Here is a 15865-nt window from a genome sequence, read left to right on the forward strand (position 1 = left end):
GCCGATCATGCGCGGCGCCGGATCGAGGCGGGCCTTCTTCCGACCACCCCTCTCCCGGCCCCGCTCCTGTCTCAATCCGGTGAACCGGCTTGCCTTTCTATCGGGCGAGCTAACTGAGAGTCTTACCGTTCACAGCAGGATTCATTTCATCGGGGAGGATGAGAGGATGATGCGGAATCTCATAATCGGTGCGACCCTTGCACTCGTCGCGCCTGGTGCTGTCCTGGCACAACCGACAACCGTTGCAGACAGCGCCAAGGGGAAGATCCTGACAACCGCTCAGGGGATGGCGCTCTACACCTTTTCCAAGGATTCGACGGATCATTCCGCCTGCGACGGAGGCTGCGCGTCCTTGTGGCCGCCACTGAAGGCGACACCGACGGACCAGGCGTCGGGCACATTCTCGATCTTCAAGCGCGCCGACGGCACCCTGCAATGGGCCCATCAGGGAAGCCCGCTTTATACCTTTTCAAAGGACACCAAGCCAAACCAGGTCACCGGGGACGGGTTCAACAATGTCTGGCATGTCGCAAGACCGGCTGGCGACAACTGACGGGCGCGGGGCGGCGGCGCCCTCCCTTTGCTGACGGGCGCCGGAAGGTGTGGAGAGTTGCGGCACCGAGCGGAGATACCCCGGGTCTGGAGGGGCAGTTCGACATACTGGCCGCCCGTCGCGAGTCGTTGCCCCCCGCATGCCGGCCCCCGGCCCCGAGCAGATCGCCGGAGGGGCCAGTTCGGCCCTCTGCGCTTCGCCCGCAGCGCCCCCTCAGAAATGCGCCTTCGGCTCGTCCGGCTTGCCTGCGGCGAGCGCCAGCAGTCCGCCCACCAGACAGAAGCCGATCGGAAACATCGTGAAGACGCCGAAGCCGAAGGCGTAATACATCAGCCCGCCGCCCAAGAGCATCAGCGCCCCGCCCCAGAGCGCGCGGATCTTCGCCATCGCACCGCCGGCGATCGCCAGAAGCGGCGACAGGAAGCTCGCCAGCCGGATCAGCCCGGGGTTCTGCACCTCGCCGAACATCTCGCCGACCTCGGCATGGCTGCGCACCACCTCGGTATAGCCATAGCCGAAAAAACCCACGATCAGGGCGATCAGCCCGCCGATGATGCCCAGCACCAGGGCCGCGTTGCGCATTGCCTGTCTCCCCGGGCCGGCGCGGCCCTTGGGGCAGACATAGGACCTTGCCCCCCGGCCCCGCAAGGGGCTGGTCTCGGCGCGCGGCGCGCTCTAGGCTCGGGCCGACCCGCGACAGGAGGCGCCGATGCACCCGACCCCACGCGACTACCCCGAGGCCCGTGGCGGCTGCCAGTGCGGCGCGGTGCGCTTCACCATCTCGGCTGGTCCCGCAGATTATGGCCTGTGCCATTGCCGGATGTGCCAGCGCGCCACCGGCAATGCCTTCGCCCCGCTCTTCGGCGTGGCCGCGGACCGGATCACCTGGCAGGGCGCGCCGCGGGAATGGGCCTCCTCCTCGGTGGCGGCGCGCGGCTTCTGTCCGACCTGCGGCACGCCGCTGTATTACCGAGACGCCGAGGAGATCGAGATCATGGCGGGCTGCTTCAGCCCCGATTTCCGCCCCGAACCGCAGTTCGAGGCCGGCATCGAATCGCGCCTTGGCTGGCTCGATGACATGATCCACCGCTTCCGCTTCGCCACCGAGCCCGAGCTCGTCGCCCGCGTGATCTCCTACCAGGCCAAGGAAGACTGATGCCGAAGCGCCTGCGCCTGACCCGCCGCTTTCCGGTGTCGCTGACGAATGACGCCTATCGCGTGCTGCACCGCTTCGCCGCCGAAGCGGGGCTGACCCCCGACGAGGCGCTGGTCTTCCTGTTCGAGCATTTCGGCTCGGTCACCCATCACGAGAACCTGACCGCCCGGCTGCGCCTGTTCAAGGCCGAGCTCGAGGATCGGAAGGCCTGAGCGCGCGCCGGCGGCCCGGTCGGAAGGTGAGTATTTGGGCCAAGAAAAAGCACAGGGAGTTCCTGTGCGCCCCGGCCACGGGAATCGGTCCAATTCCACGGTGAGAGCTTCACGCGCGACCGGGGCGGCTTTTCCTTGGGCGGTCATCGGCTCTCCAGCCTGTACCGCAGGGCCAGCGTGGCAGGTGCTGTTGAAGAAAGTCTTACCGGCGCTTTTTCTTGGCCTAAATACTCACTGCGACGTCCCCGACGCAGCGTCCCGGCCTGGTGACGTTGCGCCACATCCGGGCCCGGGGGCTTACGCGCACGTCAATTCGTTGCCAATATGGCCAGGATCTTGGGAGGGATCGCATGACCGCCACGCTTTACTGTTTCGGGGAATCGGGCAACGCCTACAAGGCCGCGCTGACCATGGCCCTTGCGGGCTATGACTGGACCCCGGTCTGGGTCGACTTCTTCCATGGCGGCGCCCGCCGCCCCGAGTTCCTGGCGCTGAACGAGATGGGCGAGGTGCCGGTCTTCGTCGAGGATGGCCTCACCCTGACGCAATCGGCGGTGATCCAGCTCCATGTCGCCGAGCGCAGCGGCAAGCTGATGGCGGGCGACCGCGACGAGATCCTGCGCTGGCTCTTCTGGGACAACCACAAGGGCAGCGCGCAATTCGGCACGCTGCGCTTCCTGATGAACTTCCTGCCCGAGGAGAAGCGCCCCGCCGAGGCGATCCGCTGGCTCTCGGGCCGGGTGCAGGCGGCGCTTGCGACGCTCGAGCATCACCTCGAGGGCCGCGACTGGATGGCGGGCAATGCCCCCAGCCTCGCCGACACCGCCTGCTGCGGCTACCTCTACTACCCCGAGCCCTTCGGGTTCGAGCGCGACCGTTTCCCCGCGATTTCCGCCTGGCTCGACCGCATCGCGGCCCTGCCCGGCTGGAAACACCCTTACGAGATGATGCCCGGCAACCCTGCCGACCGGGCCTGAGGAGGAACCATGACCGAAGCCTATATCTATGACGCCTGCCGCACGCCGCGCGGCAAGGGCCGCCCGGACGGCAGCCTGCACGAGGTGACCTCGGTCGCGCTGTCGGCGCGGCTCCTGAATGCGGTGAAGGCGCGCAACGGGCTCGAGGGCCACGTCGTCGAGGACGTGATCTGGGGCAACGTCACCCAGGTCGGCGAGCAGGGCGGCTGCCTCGCGCGGTCCGCGGTGCTGCTCTCGGATCTCGACGAGCGGATCCCGGGCCTTGCGATCAACCGCTTCTGCGCCTCCGGCATGGAGGCGGTGAACCTCGCCGCGAACCAGGTGAAGGCCGGCGCAGGCCAGGCCTATATCGCCGGCGGCGTCGAGATGATGGGCCGCGTCGCCATGGGCTCGGACGGCGCCGCGATCGCGGTCGATCCGTCGCTCGCGATGAAGACCTATTTCGTGCCGCAGGGCATTTCGGCCGACATCATTGCCACCGAATACGGCTTCACCCGCGAACAGGCCGATGCGCTTGCCGTCGAAAGCCAGCGCCGCGCCGCCGAGGCCTGGGCCGAGAACCGCTTTGCCAAATCCATCGTGCCGGTGCGGGACCAGAACGGCCTCGTGATCCTCGATCATGACGAGTTCATGCGGCCGCAGACCACGATGGAAAGCCTTGGCGCGCTGAAACCCTCGTTCAAGGACATGGGCGAGGTGATGCCGGGCTTCGACAAGGTGGCGATGCTGAAATATCCGCATCTCGACCACATCAACCACATCCACCACGCCGGCAACTCCTCGGGCATCGTCGATGGCGCGGCCGCCGTGCTGATCGGCAACAAGGAATTCGGCATCGCCCACGGGCTGAAGCCGCGCGCCCGCATCCGCGCCACGGCGAAGATCGGCACCGATCCGACGATCATGCTGACCGGCCCCGTCCCGGTGACCGAGAAGATCCTGCGTGACAGCGGCATGTCGATCAGGGACATCGACCTTTTCGAGGTGAACGAGGCCTTCGCCGCGGTGGTGCTGCGCTTCATGCAGGCCTTCGACGTCTCGCCCGACAAGGTGAACGTCAACGGCGGTGCGATGGCCTTCGGCCACCCGCTCGGCGCCACCGGCGCGATGATCATCGGCACGGTGCTCGACGAGCTTGAACGGCGCGACCTGTCGACCGGCCTTGCGACGCTGTGCATCGCCTCGGGCATGGGCGCCGCCACGATCATCGAGAGGGTCTGATGCCGAAGCTCGACCTTGCCAATGCGCCGGTGAAGACCGGCTCACTCTACCCGGCGCCTTACGCCGGGCAGATGGCGGGGCGTTCCTCGATCCGGCTCGGCGATCTCGCCGGGCTCACCCAGTTCGGCGTGAACATCGTCACGCTCGAACCCGGTGCCGTGGCCTCGCTGCGGCACTGGCACCGGAACGAGGACGAGTTCGGCATGGTGCTCGCGGGCGAGCTGATCCTCGTCGAGGACGCGGGTGAGACCGTGATGCGCCCGGGCGAGTGCGCGGCGTGGAAGGCGGGGGTGGCGAATGGCCACCGCTTCGTCAACCGCTCCGACGCGCCCGCGCGCTTCCTGATCGTCGGATCGAAGGCCACCGAAGAGATCGCCACCTATACCGACGTCGACATGCAACTGCACATTGCGGGCGGCAAGGCCCGCTTCACCTATCAGGACGGCAGCGATTGGGCGGGTCCCCGCGACCTCGCGCCGAAGGGAGAGAGAAATGGCTGATTTCACCTACGAACTCGGTGCCGATGGCGTCGCCGTCATCACCTGGGACGTGCCCGGCAAGTCGATGAACGTGATGAGCCTCGAGGGCTTTGCGCTGCTTGACAGCTTCATCGACACGGCGCTGGCCGACGCGGCCGTGAAGGGCGTCGTCATCACCTCGGGCAAGAAGGACTTTGCCGGCGGCATGGACCTGAACGTCATCGCGCAGATGCGCGAGGGCGGCGCGCAGGCGATCTTCGAGGGCGTGATGCAGATGCACAAGGTCCTGCGCAAGATCGAGCGCGCGGGCATGGACCCGAAGACGCTGAAGGGCGGCAAGCCGATCGCCGCGGCGCTGCCGGGCACCGCGCTTGGCATCGGGCTCGAGCTGCCGCTTTCGACCCACCGCATCTTCGCCGCCGACAATCCGAAGGCGAAGATCGGCCTGCCCGAGATCATGGTCGGCATCTTCCCGGGCGCGGGCGGCACCACCCGCCTCGTGCGCAAGATGGGCGCGATGGTCGCGGCGCCGTTCCTGCTCGAGGGCAAGCTGAGCGATCCGAAGAAGGCCCGCGCGGCGGGCCTCATCGACGAGGTGGTCGAGGACCCGGTCGCCGCGGCGAAGGAATGGGTGCTGAACGCCAAGGACGCCGATCTGGTGAAGCCCTGGGACGCGAAGGGCTACAAGATGCCCGGCGGCGCGCCCTATCACCCGGCGGGCTTCATGACCTTCGTCGGCGCCTCGGCGATGGTGCATGGCAAGACCATGGGCGTCTATCCGGCGGCCAAGGCGCTGCTCAGCGCGGTCTATGAAGGCGCGCTGGTGCCCTTCGACCAGGCGCTGAAGATCGAGGCGCGCTGGTTCACCAACGTGCTGATGAACCCGTCCTCGACGGCGATGATCCGCTCGCTCTTCATCAACAAGGAAGCGCTGGAGAAAGGCGCGAACCGGCCGAAGGTCGCCGACCAGACGGTGAAGAAGGTGGGCATCCTCGGCGCCGGGATGATGGGCGCGGGCATCGCCTATGTCTCGGCGAACGCCGGCATCGAGGTGGTGCTGATCGACAGCACGATCGAGGCGGCCGAGCGCGGCAAGGCCTATTCGACGGGGCTGCTCGACAAGGGCATCTCGCGCAAGAAGGTGACCGAGGAGAAGAAGGCCGAGGTGCTCGCCCGCATCACCGCCACCACCGATTACGCGGCGCTCGCCGGCTGTGACCTGGTGGTCGAGGCGGTGTTCGAGGACCCGACCGTGAAGGCCGGCGTCACCGCGCAGGCCGAGGCGGTGATCCCCGAGGACGCGATCTTCGCCACCAACACCTCGACCCTGCCGATCTCGATGCTGGCGAAGGCCAGCAAACGGCCCGAGCAGTTCATCGGCATCCACTTCTTCTCGCCGGTCGACAAGATGCTTCTGGTCGAGATCATCAAGGGCGAGAAGACCGGCCCGGTCGCGGTGGCAAAGGCGCTCGATTTCGTGCGCCAGATCCGCAAGACGCCGATCGTCGTCAACGACGCGCGCTTCTTCTACGCCAACCGCTGCATCATCCCCTATATCAACGAGGGGATCCGGATGCTGGCCGAGGGTGTCAGCCCCACGCTGATCGAGAATGCGGCGAAGCTTGTCGGCATGCCGCTCGGGCCGCTGCAGCTGGTGGACGAGACCTCGATCGATCTGGGGGTCAAGATCGCCAAGGCGACCAAGGCCGCCATGGGCGACGCCTATCCGGACGCGGCCGTGGACGAGGTGATCTTCTGGATGGCCGATCAGGGCCGTCTTGGCCGCAAGAACAAGGCGGGCTTCTACACCTATGACGAGGCCGGCAAGCGCGGCGGGTTCTGGGACGGGCTGGCGCCCAAGTATCCCGAGGCCGCCGAACAGCCCGACCTCGCCGAGGTGCAGCACCGTCTGCTGATGGCGCAGGTGCTGGAAGCGGTGCGCGCCTTCGAGCAGGGCGTGCTCGAGGACATCCGCGAGGGCGACGTCGGCGCGATCCTCGGCTGGGGCTTCGCGCCGTGGTCGGGCGGCCCGTTCAGCTGGCTCGACATCCTCGGTGCGCCGCGCGCGGCCGAGATCTGCGACGATCTCACCGCCCGCTTCGGCGCCCGCTTCGAGACGCCGGCGCTGCTGCGCGATCTCGCCGCGACCGGCGAGAGCTTCTATGGCCGCTACGGCTCGGGCATCGCGGCGAAGGCCGCCTGAGCCGACGCGCACCGCAATGACAGACGCCGGGGGCCTGACGGTCCCCGGCGTTTTCCGTTTCTCAGAAGCTGTAGCCGAAACGCGCGATATCCTCGGCGCAGATCTGCGCCACGAGCTCGGCCTCGCGGTCACCGTAATAGGGCCGCCAGTCGCGCCCCCGCTCCGAGGCATTCGCCCGTTCAAGCGGCGTGAGGCGAAAGCCCAGATGCGCCTCGAGCGGCGCCGCATCCTCGTCGAAATGCTCGAGCCGCAGGAAGGCACGGGCGCAGTCGCTGCCGTCCGCCAGCCGCAGATAGCTGCCATAGGGCGCGCCCCCGATCGAGGCGCGGGTGAAGGGATGGGCAAGGAAGGCCGCGAAATCGAGCCTCTGCGCCAGGCCGACCGCCGGATGCGCGAAGCGCTGCGCCCGCAGCCAGGCGTAATAGCTGACCATCCGGTCCCAGGGGTTGCGCACCAGCGTGAAGGTGAACCAGTCGCGTGCCTCGGCCTCGGTGTAAAGCCCGACGCCATCGGCCAGCGTCGCGTGTTTCCACAGCCGCCCCGCCGTCTGCACGCCCGCAAGCCGCCCGCGCCGGCGCCGCGCCTTGGGCGTGTCGCCGACCAGGATATCGTCCGCCCGCGCCCGCGCCTCGAGCGCCAGCGCAAGCGCCGTGCCCCCGGTTTTCGGGATATGGACGAAGATGAAACGGCGGCCGGGCGAAACGATCATGGCACCAGCCTAGCGCCTTGGCGCGGGCGGCAGAAGGGGGTGAGCGCTGCGCCCGGGCTGCTAGCGCAACCAGAAAATGACGTAACGTAAACTTTCGCGTGACGTGCACCGCGCCCCCTTCCCTTTCGCGCAACAGTTGCCAATGATCGCGGAAATTTTGCGGAATATTTCACAATCTGACGACCGGGGAGGAGAACCGATGGGTTGGCTTGCAGACGAAACAGGGCTCGACAAATGCGCGGCGAACTTCGTGCCGCTGACGCCGCTGTCGCATCTGAACCGCGCGCTCGAGGTCTTTCCGGAACGCACCGCGCTCGTCTACGGCACGATCCGGCGCACCTATGTCGAGTTCCACGCCCGGGTGAGCCAGCTCGCCTCGGCGCTGAAGGAGCGCGGCATCGTTCCGGGTGACGTGGTGGCGGCGATCCTGCCCAACAGCGCCCCCCAGGTCGAGGCGCATTTCGGTGTGCCCGCCTGCGGCGCGATCCTGAACGCGATCAACACCCGGCTCGATGTCGACACCGTCACCTACATCTTCGAGCATTCGGGCGCGAAGATGGTGCTGGTCGACACGCAGTTCCTGAAGCTTGCCGAAGATGCGGTGAAGCAGATGCACGGCACGCCGCCGCAGATCATCGAGGTCGCCGACCCCGAGCATGGCTTCGCGCCGGGCGGCCATTACCTCGAATATGAAGAGCTGGTCGCCATGGGCGATCCGATGTTCGACTGGATCATGCCCGAGGACGAATGGGAGAGCATCGCGCTCAACTACACCTCGGGCACCACCGGCAAGCCGAAGGGCGTGGTCTATCACCACCGCGGCGCCTATCTCGCCACCATGGGCAACGCGATCTCGTGGCAGATGCAGCTCTACCCGGTGCTGCTGACGATCGTGCCGCTGTTCCACTGCAACAGCTGGACCCACCCGTGGATGATGCCGATGCTGGGCGGCACCACGGTGTGCTGCCGCGACGTCACCGCGAAGGCGATCTATGACGCAATCGCCGACGAGGGCGTGACCCATTTCGCCGGCGCGCCGATCGTGCTGAACACGCTCATCAACTGCAAGGACAGCGACCGCCGCCCCTTCGACCATGTGGTCGAGGTGTTCACCGCCGGCGCGCCGCCGCCCGCCGCGACCCTCGCCGCGATCGAGCCCTTGGGCTTCAACGTGACGCAGGTCTATGGCCTGACCGAGGTCTACGGCCCCGCCACCGTCTGCACCTGGAAGCCCGAATGGAAGGGCATCGAGGGCGAGGAGCGCGCCGAGATCAAGGCCCGCACCGGCGTGCTGATGCCGATGATGGAAACCATCACCGTGCATGACCACGGCCACGAGGTCGCCCGCGACGGCGTGCATCTGGGCGAGATCGTGATGCGCGGCAACTCGGTGATGAAGGGCTATTTCAAGAACCCGCAGGCGACGCAGGAGGCCTTCGAGGGCGGCTGGTTCCGCTCGGGCGACATCGCCTTCATGCACCCCGATGGCTATATCAAGATCACCGACCGCGCGAAGGACATCATCATCTCGGGCGGCGAGAACGTCTCCTCGGTCGAGGTCGAGGGCGTGATCGCGGCGCATCCCGCCGTGTCGCTCGCCTCGGTCGTCGCCAAGCCCGACGAGAAATGGGGCGAGGTGCCCTGCGCCTTCGTCGAGCTCAAGGACGGCGCCACCGCGACCGACAAGGAGATCATCGCCTTCTGTCGCGAGCGTCTGGCCGGCTTCAAGACGCCGAAGCGCGTGGTCTTCGCCGACCTGCCCAAGACCTCGACCGGCAAGATCCAGAAATTCGAGCTGCGCGCCGTCGCGAAGCTGCTCGATTGACCGGATCGCATCCGCGATGCGCAGGACGGGGGGCTTCGGCCCCCCGCTCTTCTTTCGGCCCTGCGATTGACCCCGGACCCCGATTCGCTATCCTGCCCGAAACAAGGCAGACCCGGACCGGATGACCGCACTCAAGCAATTTCTGAGGCTCGAAGCCCCCGGCATCTGGCGCGAGGGGGCCGAGGCACAGCGACGCGCGGTGATCGTCTCCTTCGGCGACGCGACGCTGGTGATCGCCGACGACCGCTCGGCGCGCGCGCTCGCGCATTGGTCGCTCGCGGCACTCGTCCGGCTCAACCCCGGCAAGCGGCCTGCGCTTTATGCCCCTTCCGAGGAACCGGGCGAGGAGCTCGAGATCGAGGACACGACCCTGATCGACGCGATCGAGAAGGTGCAGCGCGCGATCGAGGCGCGCCGCCCGCATCCGGGCCGGCTGCGCGGGATGCTGACCGCGGGGGCCGTCGGTCTGGTGGCGCTTGGCGTGCTGCTGTGGCTGCCCGGTGCGCTGACCGCACAGGCCGCCCGCGTCGCGCCGATGGCGAAGCGCACCGAGATCGGCCGCGCCGTGCTGGTCGATCTCGAACGCGCGACGGGGGCCGCGGCCTGTCACTCGAAGGCGGGTGATGCCGCGCTCGCCGCGCTGGCCGGGCGCCTGCCCGACACCGCGCAGATCGCCGTGCTGCCGCGCGGGCTGACCGGCGGGCGGCGCCTGCCGGGCAAGATCGTCGCGCTTGGCCGCGACACCATTGCCGGCCCCGACACACCCGAGGTTGCCGCCGGCGCGGTGATCGAGGCGAACCTTGCCGCCGCCGGGCACGACCCGTTGCTTGATTTCCTCCGCTGGGCGGGGGTGCGTTCGGCCTTCAGCCTGCTGGTCACCGGCGAGCTGCCCCGCGATGCGGTCTCGGGCTATGGCGCGCATCTGCTCGACACCGCGCCGCCGCTGCCGCCCGAAGCGGCGCTGCTGGCGGCCTTTGGCGCGGCGGGGGTGTCCTCGACGCCCTGGGCCTATGCCCGCGACGCCTCGGGCGAAAGCGTGCTTAGCCTGATCGAGGCCGATCCGTTCAAGGGCCGGCCCGCGCCCGACCCGGTGCTCGCCGACGAGCAATGGGTGGCGCTGCAGGGGATCTGCGACTGACGCAAAAGGCGGCCCGATGGCCGCCTTTTCATCCCGGATGGACGGTCTCGCTCAGCGCAGGATCGCGTCGCCGAAGCCCGCCGCGCGCACGCTGCCAAGCGCGCGGCCGGCATCGGCGCCCGGCATCGGCCCGGCATAGACGATCGTCATCGGCTTGCCCGAGCGGGTGATCCGCGCACTCGACACCGGCAGGCCAAGGGCGCGCAGCCGCGCCTTCGCGGCCTCGGCATTGCCGGCCACGCCAAAGGTGCCGACCTGCACATAGCGCGCGGCCGCGGCAGCCCCGGGCGCCGCCACCGGCGCCACCGATTTCGTCGAGGGCCGGGCCGAGACCGGCAGCACCTGCGCCGCCTCGCGATACTGCACCATCGGCGTCGACACGATCACCCGCGCGCTGGCAGGGGTGGTGGCGGTCAGCGGCCGCGCCGGCACCTGGTTGGTCCAGACCTGCGCCTGCTGCACATCGCCCGTGCTCGCGCGCGGGCCGCGATAGGGGTTGAGCCGGCCGTCGTCGAAGGCAGGCTTGTAGCCCGAGGGACCGACCTTCGTCGCCACGATCACCGGCGCAAGGGTCGTCGGCCCGGCCGGATGGCGCAGATAGACCGCGTCGGGGGCCGGCGCCAGCGTGCCCTGATAGGGGCTCGAGGCGGCATAGCCCTGCTGCGCCGTCATCGGCACCGGCGCGATCGGCTGGGCCACCGGCGCGCGCGAGACCCGCGGCGCGGCGACGGCACGGCTCGCCCCGGCAACCGGCGCGGTCGAGGCAACGACCAGCCCCGGCACCGCGGCCCGGTTGATGAAGCCCACCGGGTCCTCGGTCTGCGGACCGCAGCGCACCACGCGGCGCCCGTCCGACAGCGTGTAGCGCTGCGCCACCGGCGACAGGTTCGGGCAGGTCGTGGCGGTGCCCTGCACCGTCTCGGCCGCAACGATGGTCACCGGCGCGCCATAGGGGGCGGGCGTCACGGCAGGCGACGACGCGGCCGCGCCGCTCCAGTCGCCGCCAAGCGCATAGGGCGAGACATACCGGCCGGGCGCGGGCGCCGCGGCGGTCCGGACCGGGCCGGGTGCCGGCGCCGCAACCGGCGGCGCGGGCCTCGCCGCCGGCGCCGGGGCAACCGAACGGCCGATCCGCGGCGGCGTTGTGGTGAGCGCGATCGTCGGCATCGGCGTGCCGACACCGGGCGTCGGCGCGAAGGGCGAGGCCGCGCGCATCGGCCGCGCCGGAACCGCCGGAGCGGGCGCCGGCGTCGGGGCCGCGGCCACCCTGGCCGGGGCCTTTGCGGGCGTGGTCACGGGGGCGGCAGGGGCGGGCGCAGGCACCGGCGTGGGCGCGGGCGCGGCCTTCGCCACGTCGAGCACCTTGGCGCCGGCGGGCAGTGTCGGCTTGTAGCCGCACAGCTGCTTGCGGTCGCGCCCGATCCGCGGCACCCAGTTTACGCTGCCGCCGTATCCCGCGCGGACAAAGACGCAGCCGGCACTGTCGACATATTGTCGCCCCTGATAGGAGGGCGGCGGCACTTCCGCCGGCCCGTTGGTCTCGAGCCCCGCCCATGCGGCCGGGGCCCCAAGCACCGCCATCAGCAGCGTCGTCGTCAGAACCCCGCCAAACCGCATCATTACCCCCAAATCACCTCTTAGGGAAAATGACGCAGGATTGCCCGCGAGTAAAGGAAAAAGGCCTTATTTTGTGCCAAACATGCGGTCGCCCGCATCCCCTAGACCCGGCACGATATAGCCGTGATCGTTCAGGCATTCGTCGATCGACGCCGTGACGATCGGCACATCCGGATGCGCCTCGCGCATCCGCGCGATGCCCTCGGGGGCGGCGAGCAGGCACAGGAAGCGGATGTTCTTCGCGCCCTGCGCCTTGATCAGATCGACCGCCGCGACCGAGCTGTTGCCGGTGGCCAGCATCGGATCGACGACGATCACCATCCGGTCCTCGAGCATGTTCGGCACCTTGCAGTAATACTGCACCGGCTGCAGCGTCTCGGGGTCGCGGTAGAGGCCGACAAAGCCCACCCGCGCCGCCGGGATCAGCTCGAGGATGCCGTCGAGAAGGCCATTGCCCGCCCGCAGGATCGAGATCAGCGCAAGTTTCTTGCCCTCGAGGATCGGCGCCTCCATCTTGCACAGCGGCGTGTCGATCGTCTTCGTCGTCAGCTCGAGCCCGCGGGTGACCTCATAGGCCAGAAGCAGGCTGATCTCGCGCAAAAGCTGGCGGAAGCCCGCAGTCGACGTGTCCTTCTCGCGCATCAGCGTGAGCTTGTGCTGCACCAGCGGGTGGTCGACCACCGTCACGAATTCGTCCATGGCATCCCTCAGTCTTGTTCTTGCAAAAAGCTGTGCCCGGGTCCCGAGGCGCGCAAACCGAGATGCGCCGCGACCGAGGCTCCGACGTCCGAATAGGCCACCTGCCCCACCGACCGCAAGCCGGCACCGTGTCCCAGCACCGGCACCCGCTCGCGGGTGTGGTCGGTGCCGTGCCAGCTCGGGTCGTTGCCGTGGTCGGCGGTAAAGATCGCAAGGTCGCCCGGCCGCAGCCGGCCAAGGAAGCGGCCGGCCATGGCATCGAACCATTCAAGCGCCCGGGCATAGCCCGAAACGTCGCGGCGATGACCATAGAGGCTGTCGAACTCGACGAAATTCGCGAAGGTCAGGCTGCCCTCCTCGGCCTCATCCGCCAGCCGCAGCAGGTGGTCCATCAGGTCGGCGTCATTCTTGCCCTTGTGCAGCGCGCTGATGCCGCGATGGCTGAAGATGTCGCCGATCTTACCGATCGCATGGGTGGTGCGGCCGGCGTCATAGGCCCAGTCGAGCAGCGTCGGCGCCGGCGGCTCGATGGCGAAATCGCGCCGGTTCGGGGTGCGCACGAAATTGCCCGGACGGCCGATGAAGGGGCGCGCGATCACCCGGCCGACCTTCATCGCATGCAGCCGCGGCGCGATATCGCGGCACAACTGCAGCAGGCGGGCAAGGCCGAATGTCTCTTCATGCGCGGCGATCTGGAACACGCTGTCGGCCGAGGTGTAGCAGATCGGCCAGCCGCTGCGCATGTGTTCCGCGCCCAGCCGCTCGATGATCGCGGTGCCGGGGGCGTGGCAATTGCCCAGGATCCCCGCGGTGCCGGCCTGCGCGGCAACGAAGTCGACCAGATCGGGCGGGAAGCTGTTCTCGACCGCGGGGAAATAGTGCCAGTCCCAGGGCACCGGCACACCGGCCAGCTCCCAATGCCCGGAAGGCGTGTCCTTGCCCTTCGAGACCTCGCTTGCCGCGCCCCACAGACCGCGGGGCGGCGCGCCAAGCCCGGGCGGACACAGCCCCGAGGCCAGTTCCACGGCGGCGCCGAGCCCGAGCGCGTCGAGATGCGGCACCTTCAGCGGGCCCGAGCGCCCCGCCTCGGCCCGGCCTGCGGCGCATTCCGTGGCGATATGGCCCACGGTGTTCGCGCCGGTGTCGGGGGCGCCGTCGTTGAAGAAACGCGCGGCATCGGGCGCGCCGCCGATGCCGACGCTGTCCATCACGATCAGGAAGGCACGGGTCATGCCACGTCCTCCGGGCCGATGCGGCCATGGATCAGCGGCGGCTCCTCGGGCATCTCGGCGCTCAGCCCATAGGCCGCGCGCACCGCCGCCACCGCCGCCTCGGCCCTGTCGGCCGTCGTCGCATGGACAAGGGCAAGCGGCTCGCCCGCGTCCATCTCCTCGCCGATCACCGCAAGGCCCGACAGCCCGACCGAGGGGATGATCCGGTCGGTGCCGACCAGCCGCCCGCCGCCCAGCCGCACCACCGCCTCGCCAAGCGCGCGCGCATCGACCCGGGTCACGAAGCCCGCGCGCGGCGCCGTCACCGGCACCAGCACCGGGGCCGAGGGCAGCCGGTCGGGATAGCGCTCGACGAAATCGAGCGGTCCGCCGAGGGCCGCGACCATCTTGCCGAAGACCTCGGCCGCGCGCCCGGTCTCGAGCGCATGGTCGATCATCGCCGCGCCGTCATCCATCGTCTCGGCCTTGCCCGCAAGCACCAGCGCCTCGCCGCCCAAGGCCGCGGTCACGTCCCACAGCGCCTCGTTCACCGCCGATCCGGTCAGCGTCTCCATCACCTCGAGCACCTCGAGCGCATTGCCCGCGGAATGGCCAAGGCTCTGGCTCATGTCGGTGATCAGTGCCGAACAGCGGCAGCCCGCGCCATTCGCGGTGGCGACAAGGCTGCGCGCCAGCGCCTCGGCATCCTCCATCCGCGCCATGAAGGCGCCCGAGCCGACCTTGACGTCGAGAACCAGACCGTCGAGCCCGGCGGCGAGCTTCTTCGACAGGATCGAGGCGGTGATCAGGTCGATCGACTCGACCGTGCCCGAGATGTCGCGGATGCCGTAAAGCCGCTTGTCGGCCGGCGCGATCTCGTCGGTGGCGCCGACGATGGCACAGCCGACCTCGGCCACCACCTTGCGCAGCGCCTCGACACCCGGCAGCGCGCGATAGCCCGGGATCGTCTCCATCTTGTCGAGCGTGCCGCCGGTATGGCCCAGCCCGCGCCCCGAGATCATCGGCACATAGACGCCGCAGGCCGCCAGCGCCGGCGCCAGCAGCAGCGAGACCGAGTCGCCGATGCCGCCGGTCGAATGCTTGTCGATCACCGGCCCGGGCAGATCCCAGTCGAGCACCTGCCCCGAGTCGCGCATCGCCCGCGTCAGCGCCACCCGTCCGCCGGCACCGATGCCCTTCAGGAACACCGCCATCGCGAAGGCGCCCGCCTGCGCATCCGACACCGCCCCCGAGGCAAGTCCCGCCGCGAACCAGGCCGCGGCCTCGGCCGGCAGGCCCTGCCCGTCGCGCACGCCGGCGATGATCGAGCGCGCATCCATCAGCACTTGTCCATGTGGCTGGCGTCGAAGCGGCCGGGCAGCAATGCGCCGATCGAGGTGTCAAGCCGCGCCCCCGAGGTGGTGGCCAGCGTCACCGGCGTCTCGCCCCGGCCGAATTCGGCCAGTTTCTGCCGGCAGCCGCCGCAAGGCGGCACCGGGGTCGGGCTGTCGGCGATCACCGCCACCTCGATAAGTTCGGTCTCGCCCGCCGCGACCATCGCCGCGATCGCGCCGGCCTCGGCGCAGGTGCCCTCGGGATAGGCGACATTCTCGACATTCACGCCGCGATAGACCGCCCCCGACTTGCCCCGCACCGCCGCGCCCACCTTGAAATGCGAATAGGGCGCGTAGGCATTCTCGCGCACCTCGCGCGCCAGCTCGACAAGGGACATCGGGGCCTCCGGGATGATTTGTCCAAACGGTTCAACTCGCGCGAAGCTTGCGCCGCCTCCCGAAGCGATGCAAGCCGCCATGCAGTGCGCGGGATGCCCCCTTGCGGCCTTGCGCCGACGGGCCTATTTGCAG

16 protein-coding genes are annotated in these 15865 nt (G+C 69.1%); 9 read left to right on the top strand and 7 right to left on the bottom strand.

Annotated elements, in window-relative coordinates:
* The first annotated feature begins 166 nt into the window (after window positions 1-166).
* Window positions 167-553, top strand: coding sequence for a COG4315 family predicted lipoprotein (locus EOW66_RS11705; RefSeq protein WP_206363697.1), 387 nt, complete (start codon window positions 167-169; stop codon window positions 551-553).
* Between the two features lie 213 nt (window positions 554-766).
* Here EOW66_RS11705 and EOW66_RS11710 read toward each other — a convergent pair whose 3' ends face one another.
* Window positions 767-1135: a hypothetical protein gene (locus EOW66_RS11710; RefSeq protein ID WP_128156528.1), complete on the bottom strand. Its 369-nt coding sequence runs from the start codon at window positions 1133-1135 to the stop codon at window positions 767-769.
* Between the two features lie 127 nt (window positions 1136-1262).
* Between EOW66_RS11710 and EOW66_RS11715 the strand changes: the two genes are divergently transcribed.
* The 6 genes from EOW66_RS11715 to EOW66_RS11740 all read left to right on the top strand — a co-directional run bounded on the left by EOW66_RS11715 (window position 1263) and on the right by EOW66_RS11740 (window position 6801).
* Window positions 1263-1709 (top strand): GFA family protein, encoded by a 447-nt coding sequence (locus EOW66_RS11715; protein WP_128156529.1) that lies wholly within the window; start codon window positions 1263-1265, stop codon window positions 1707-1709.
* A complete protein-coding gene (locus EOW66_RS11720; protein ID WP_113899791.1) occupies window positions 1709-1921 on the top strand; it encodes a hypothetical protein in 213 nt (70 codons plus the stop codon). The genes EOW66_RS11715 and EOW66_RS11720 overlap by 1 nt, the downstream gene beginning before the upstream one ends.
* A gap of 350 nt (window positions 1922-2271) precedes the next feature.
* A complete protein-coding gene (locus tag EOW66_RS11725) occupies window positions 2272-2898 on the top strand; it encodes a glutathione S-transferase family protein (RefSeq protein ID WP_128156530.1) in 627 nt (208 codons plus the stop codon).
* A 9-nt stretch (window positions 2899-2907) separates the two neighbouring features.
* Window positions 2908-4119, top strand: coding sequence for an acetyl-CoA C-acetyltransferase (locus EOW66_RS11730; protein WP_128156531.1), 1212 nt, complete (start codon window positions 2908-2910; stop codon window positions 4117-4119).
* On the top strand, window positions 4119-4619 hold the full coding sequence (locus EOW66_RS11735) for a cupin domain-containing protein (protein ID WP_128156532.1): 501 nt from the start codon (window positions 4119-4121) through the stop codon (window positions 4617-4619). Before EOW66_RS11730 ends, EOW66_RS11735 begins: the two co-directional genes overlap by 1 nt.
* Entirely contained in the window at window positions 4612-6801 is a 2190-nt protein-coding gene (locus tag EOW66_RS11740; protein WP_128156533.1) for a 3-hydroxyacyl-CoA dehydrogenase NAD-binding domain-containing protein, read from the top strand. Before EOW66_RS11735 ends, EOW66_RS11740 begins: the two co-directional genes overlap by 8 nt.
* A 61-nt stretch (window positions 6802-6862) precedes the next feature.
* Here the strand turns inward: EOW66_RS11740 and EOW66_RS11745 are convergent, their stop codons facing one another.
* Window positions 6863-7510, bottom strand: coding sequence for a sulfotransferase family 2 domain-containing protein (locus EOW66_RS11745; protein WP_128156534.1), 648 nt, complete (start codon window positions 7508-7510; stop codon window positions 6863-6865).
* A 199-nt stretch (window positions 7511-7709) separates the two neighbouring features.
* On the opposite strand from EOW66_RS11745, the gene EOW66_RS11750 reads away from it, so the two are divergent.
* Window positions 7710-9335: an AMP-binding protein gene (locus EOW66_RS11750; protein WP_128156535.1), complete on the top strand. Its 1626-nt coding sequence runs from the start codon at window positions 7710-7712 to the stop codon at window positions 9333-9335.
* A gap of 121 nt (window positions 9336-9456) precedes the next feature.
* On the top strand, window positions 9457-10473 hold the full coding sequence (locus tag EOW66_RS11755) for a hypothetical protein (protein ID WP_128156536.1): 1017 nt from the start codon (window positions 9457-9459) through the stop codon (window positions 10471-10473).
* A 51-nt stretch (window positions 10474-10524) separates the two neighbouring features.
* On the opposite strand, the gene EOW66_RS11760 is transcribed toward EOW66_RS11755, so the two are convergent.
* The 5 genes from EOW66_RS11760 to EOW66_RS11780 all read right to left on the bottom strand — a co-directional run bounded on the left by EOW66_RS11760 (window position 10525) and on the right by EOW66_RS11780 (window position 15732).
* Window positions 10525-12093, bottom strand: a complete 1569-nt coding sequence (locus EOW66_RS11760; protein WP_128156537.1) for an SPOR domain-containing protein — start codon at window positions 12091-12093, stop codon at window positions 10525-10527.
* Between the two features lie 63 nt (window positions 12094-12156).
* Complete coding sequence (gene upp / locus EOW66_RS11765; RefSeq protein WP_121531829.1) at window positions 12157-12789, bottom strand: uracil phosphoribosyltransferase; 633 nt, start codon at window positions 12787-12789, stop codon at window positions 12157-12159.
* A gap of 8 nt (window positions 12790-12797) precedes the next feature.
* Window positions 12798-14021 (bottom strand): phosphopentomutase, encoded by a 1224-nt coding sequence (locus EOW66_RS11770; RefSeq protein WP_128156538.1) that lies wholly within the window; start codon window positions 14019-14021, stop codon window positions 12798-12800.
* Window positions 14018-15340 carry a thymidine phosphorylase gene (locus tag EOW66_RS11775; RefSeq protein ID WP_128156648.1) on the bottom strand — a complete coding sequence of 441 codons (1323 nt, stop codon included), beginning with the start codon at window positions 15338-15340 and terminating at the stop codon, window positions 14018-14020. The genes EOW66_RS11770 and EOW66_RS11775 overlap by 4 nt, the downstream gene beginning before the upstream one ends.
* Window positions 15340-15732, bottom strand: coding sequence for a cytidine deaminase (locus EOW66_RS11780; RefSeq protein WP_128156539.1), 393 nt, complete (start codon window positions 15730-15732; stop codon window positions 15340-15342). Before EOW66_RS11780 ends, EOW66_RS11775 begins: the two co-directional genes overlap by 1 nt.
* Window positions 15733-15865: the final 133 nt, after the last annotated feature.

Origin of the sequence: Paenirhodobacter huangdaonensis (assembly GCF_004022465.1) — a bacterium.
Classification (GTDB): Bacteria; Pseudomonadota; Alphaproteobacteria; order Rhodobacterales; family Rhodobacteraceae; genus Rhodobacter; species Rhodobacter huangdaonensis.

Bases quoted from the DNA above. Each gene is read 5' to 3' on its own strand.
- EOW66_RS11705 (WP_206363697.1), top strand. From the start codon at position 167: ATGATGCGGAATCTCATAATCGGTGCGACCCTTGCACTCGTCGCGCCT.
- EOW66_RS11710 (WP_128156528.1), bottom strand. From the start codon at position 1,135: ATGCGCAACGCGGCCCTGGTGCTGGGCATCATCGGCGGGCTGATCGCC.
- EOW66_RS11715 (WP_128156529.1), top strand. From the start codon at position 1,263: ATGCACCCGACCCCACGCGACTACCCCGAGGCCCGTGGCGGCTGCCAG.
- EOW66_RS11720 (WP_113899791.1), top strand. From the start codon at position 1,709: ATGCCGAAGCGCCTGCGCCTGACCCGCCGCTTTCCGGTGTCGCTGACG.
- EOW66_RS11725 (WP_128156530.1), top strand. From the start codon at position 2,272: ATGACCGCCACGCTTTACTGTTTCGGGGAATCGGGCAACGCCTACAAG.
- EOW66_RS11730 (WP_128156531.1), top strand. From the start codon at position 2,908: ATGACCGAAGCCTATATCTATGACGCCTGCCGCACGCCGCGCGGCAAG.
- EOW66_RS11735 (WP_128156532.1), top strand. From the start codon at position 4,119: ATGCCGAAGCTCGACCTTGCCAATGCGCCGGTGAAGACCGGCTCACTC.
- EOW66_RS11740 (WP_128156533.1), top strand. From the start codon at position 4,612: ATGGCTGATTTCACCTACGAACTCGGTGCCGATGGCGTCGCCGTCATC.
- EOW66_RS11745 (WP_128156534.1), bottom strand. From the start codon at position 7,510: ATGATCGTTTCGCCCGGCCGCCGTTTCATCTTCGTCCATATCCCGAAA.
- EOW66_RS11750 (WP_128156535.1), top strand. From the start codon at position 7,710: ATGGGTTGGCTTGCAGACGAAACAGGGCTCGACAAATGCGCGGCGAAC.
- EOW66_RS11755 (WP_128156536.1), top strand. From the start codon at position 9,457: ATGACCGCACTCAAGCAATTTCTGAGGCTCGAAGCCCCCGGCATCTGG.
- EOW66_RS11760 (WP_128156537.1), bottom strand. From the start codon at position 12,093: ATGATGCGGTTTGGCGGGGTTCTGACGACGACGCTGCTGATGGCGGTG.
- upp (WP_121531829.1), bottom strand. From the start codon at position 12,789: ATGGACGAATTCGTGACGGTGGTCGACCACCCGCTGGTGCAGCACAAG.
- EOW66_RS11770 (WP_128156538.1), bottom strand. From the start codon at position 14,021: ATGACCCGTGCCTTCCTGATCGTGATGGACAGCGTCGGCATCGGCGGC.
- EOW66_RS11775 (WP_128156648.1), bottom strand. From the start codon at position 15,340: ATGGATGCGCGCTCGATCATCGCCGGCGTGCGCGACGGGCAGGGCCTG.
- EOW66_RS11780 (WP_128156539.1), bottom strand. From the start codon at position 15,732: ATGTCCCTTGTCGAGCTGGCGCGCGAGGTGCGCGAGAATGCCTACGCG.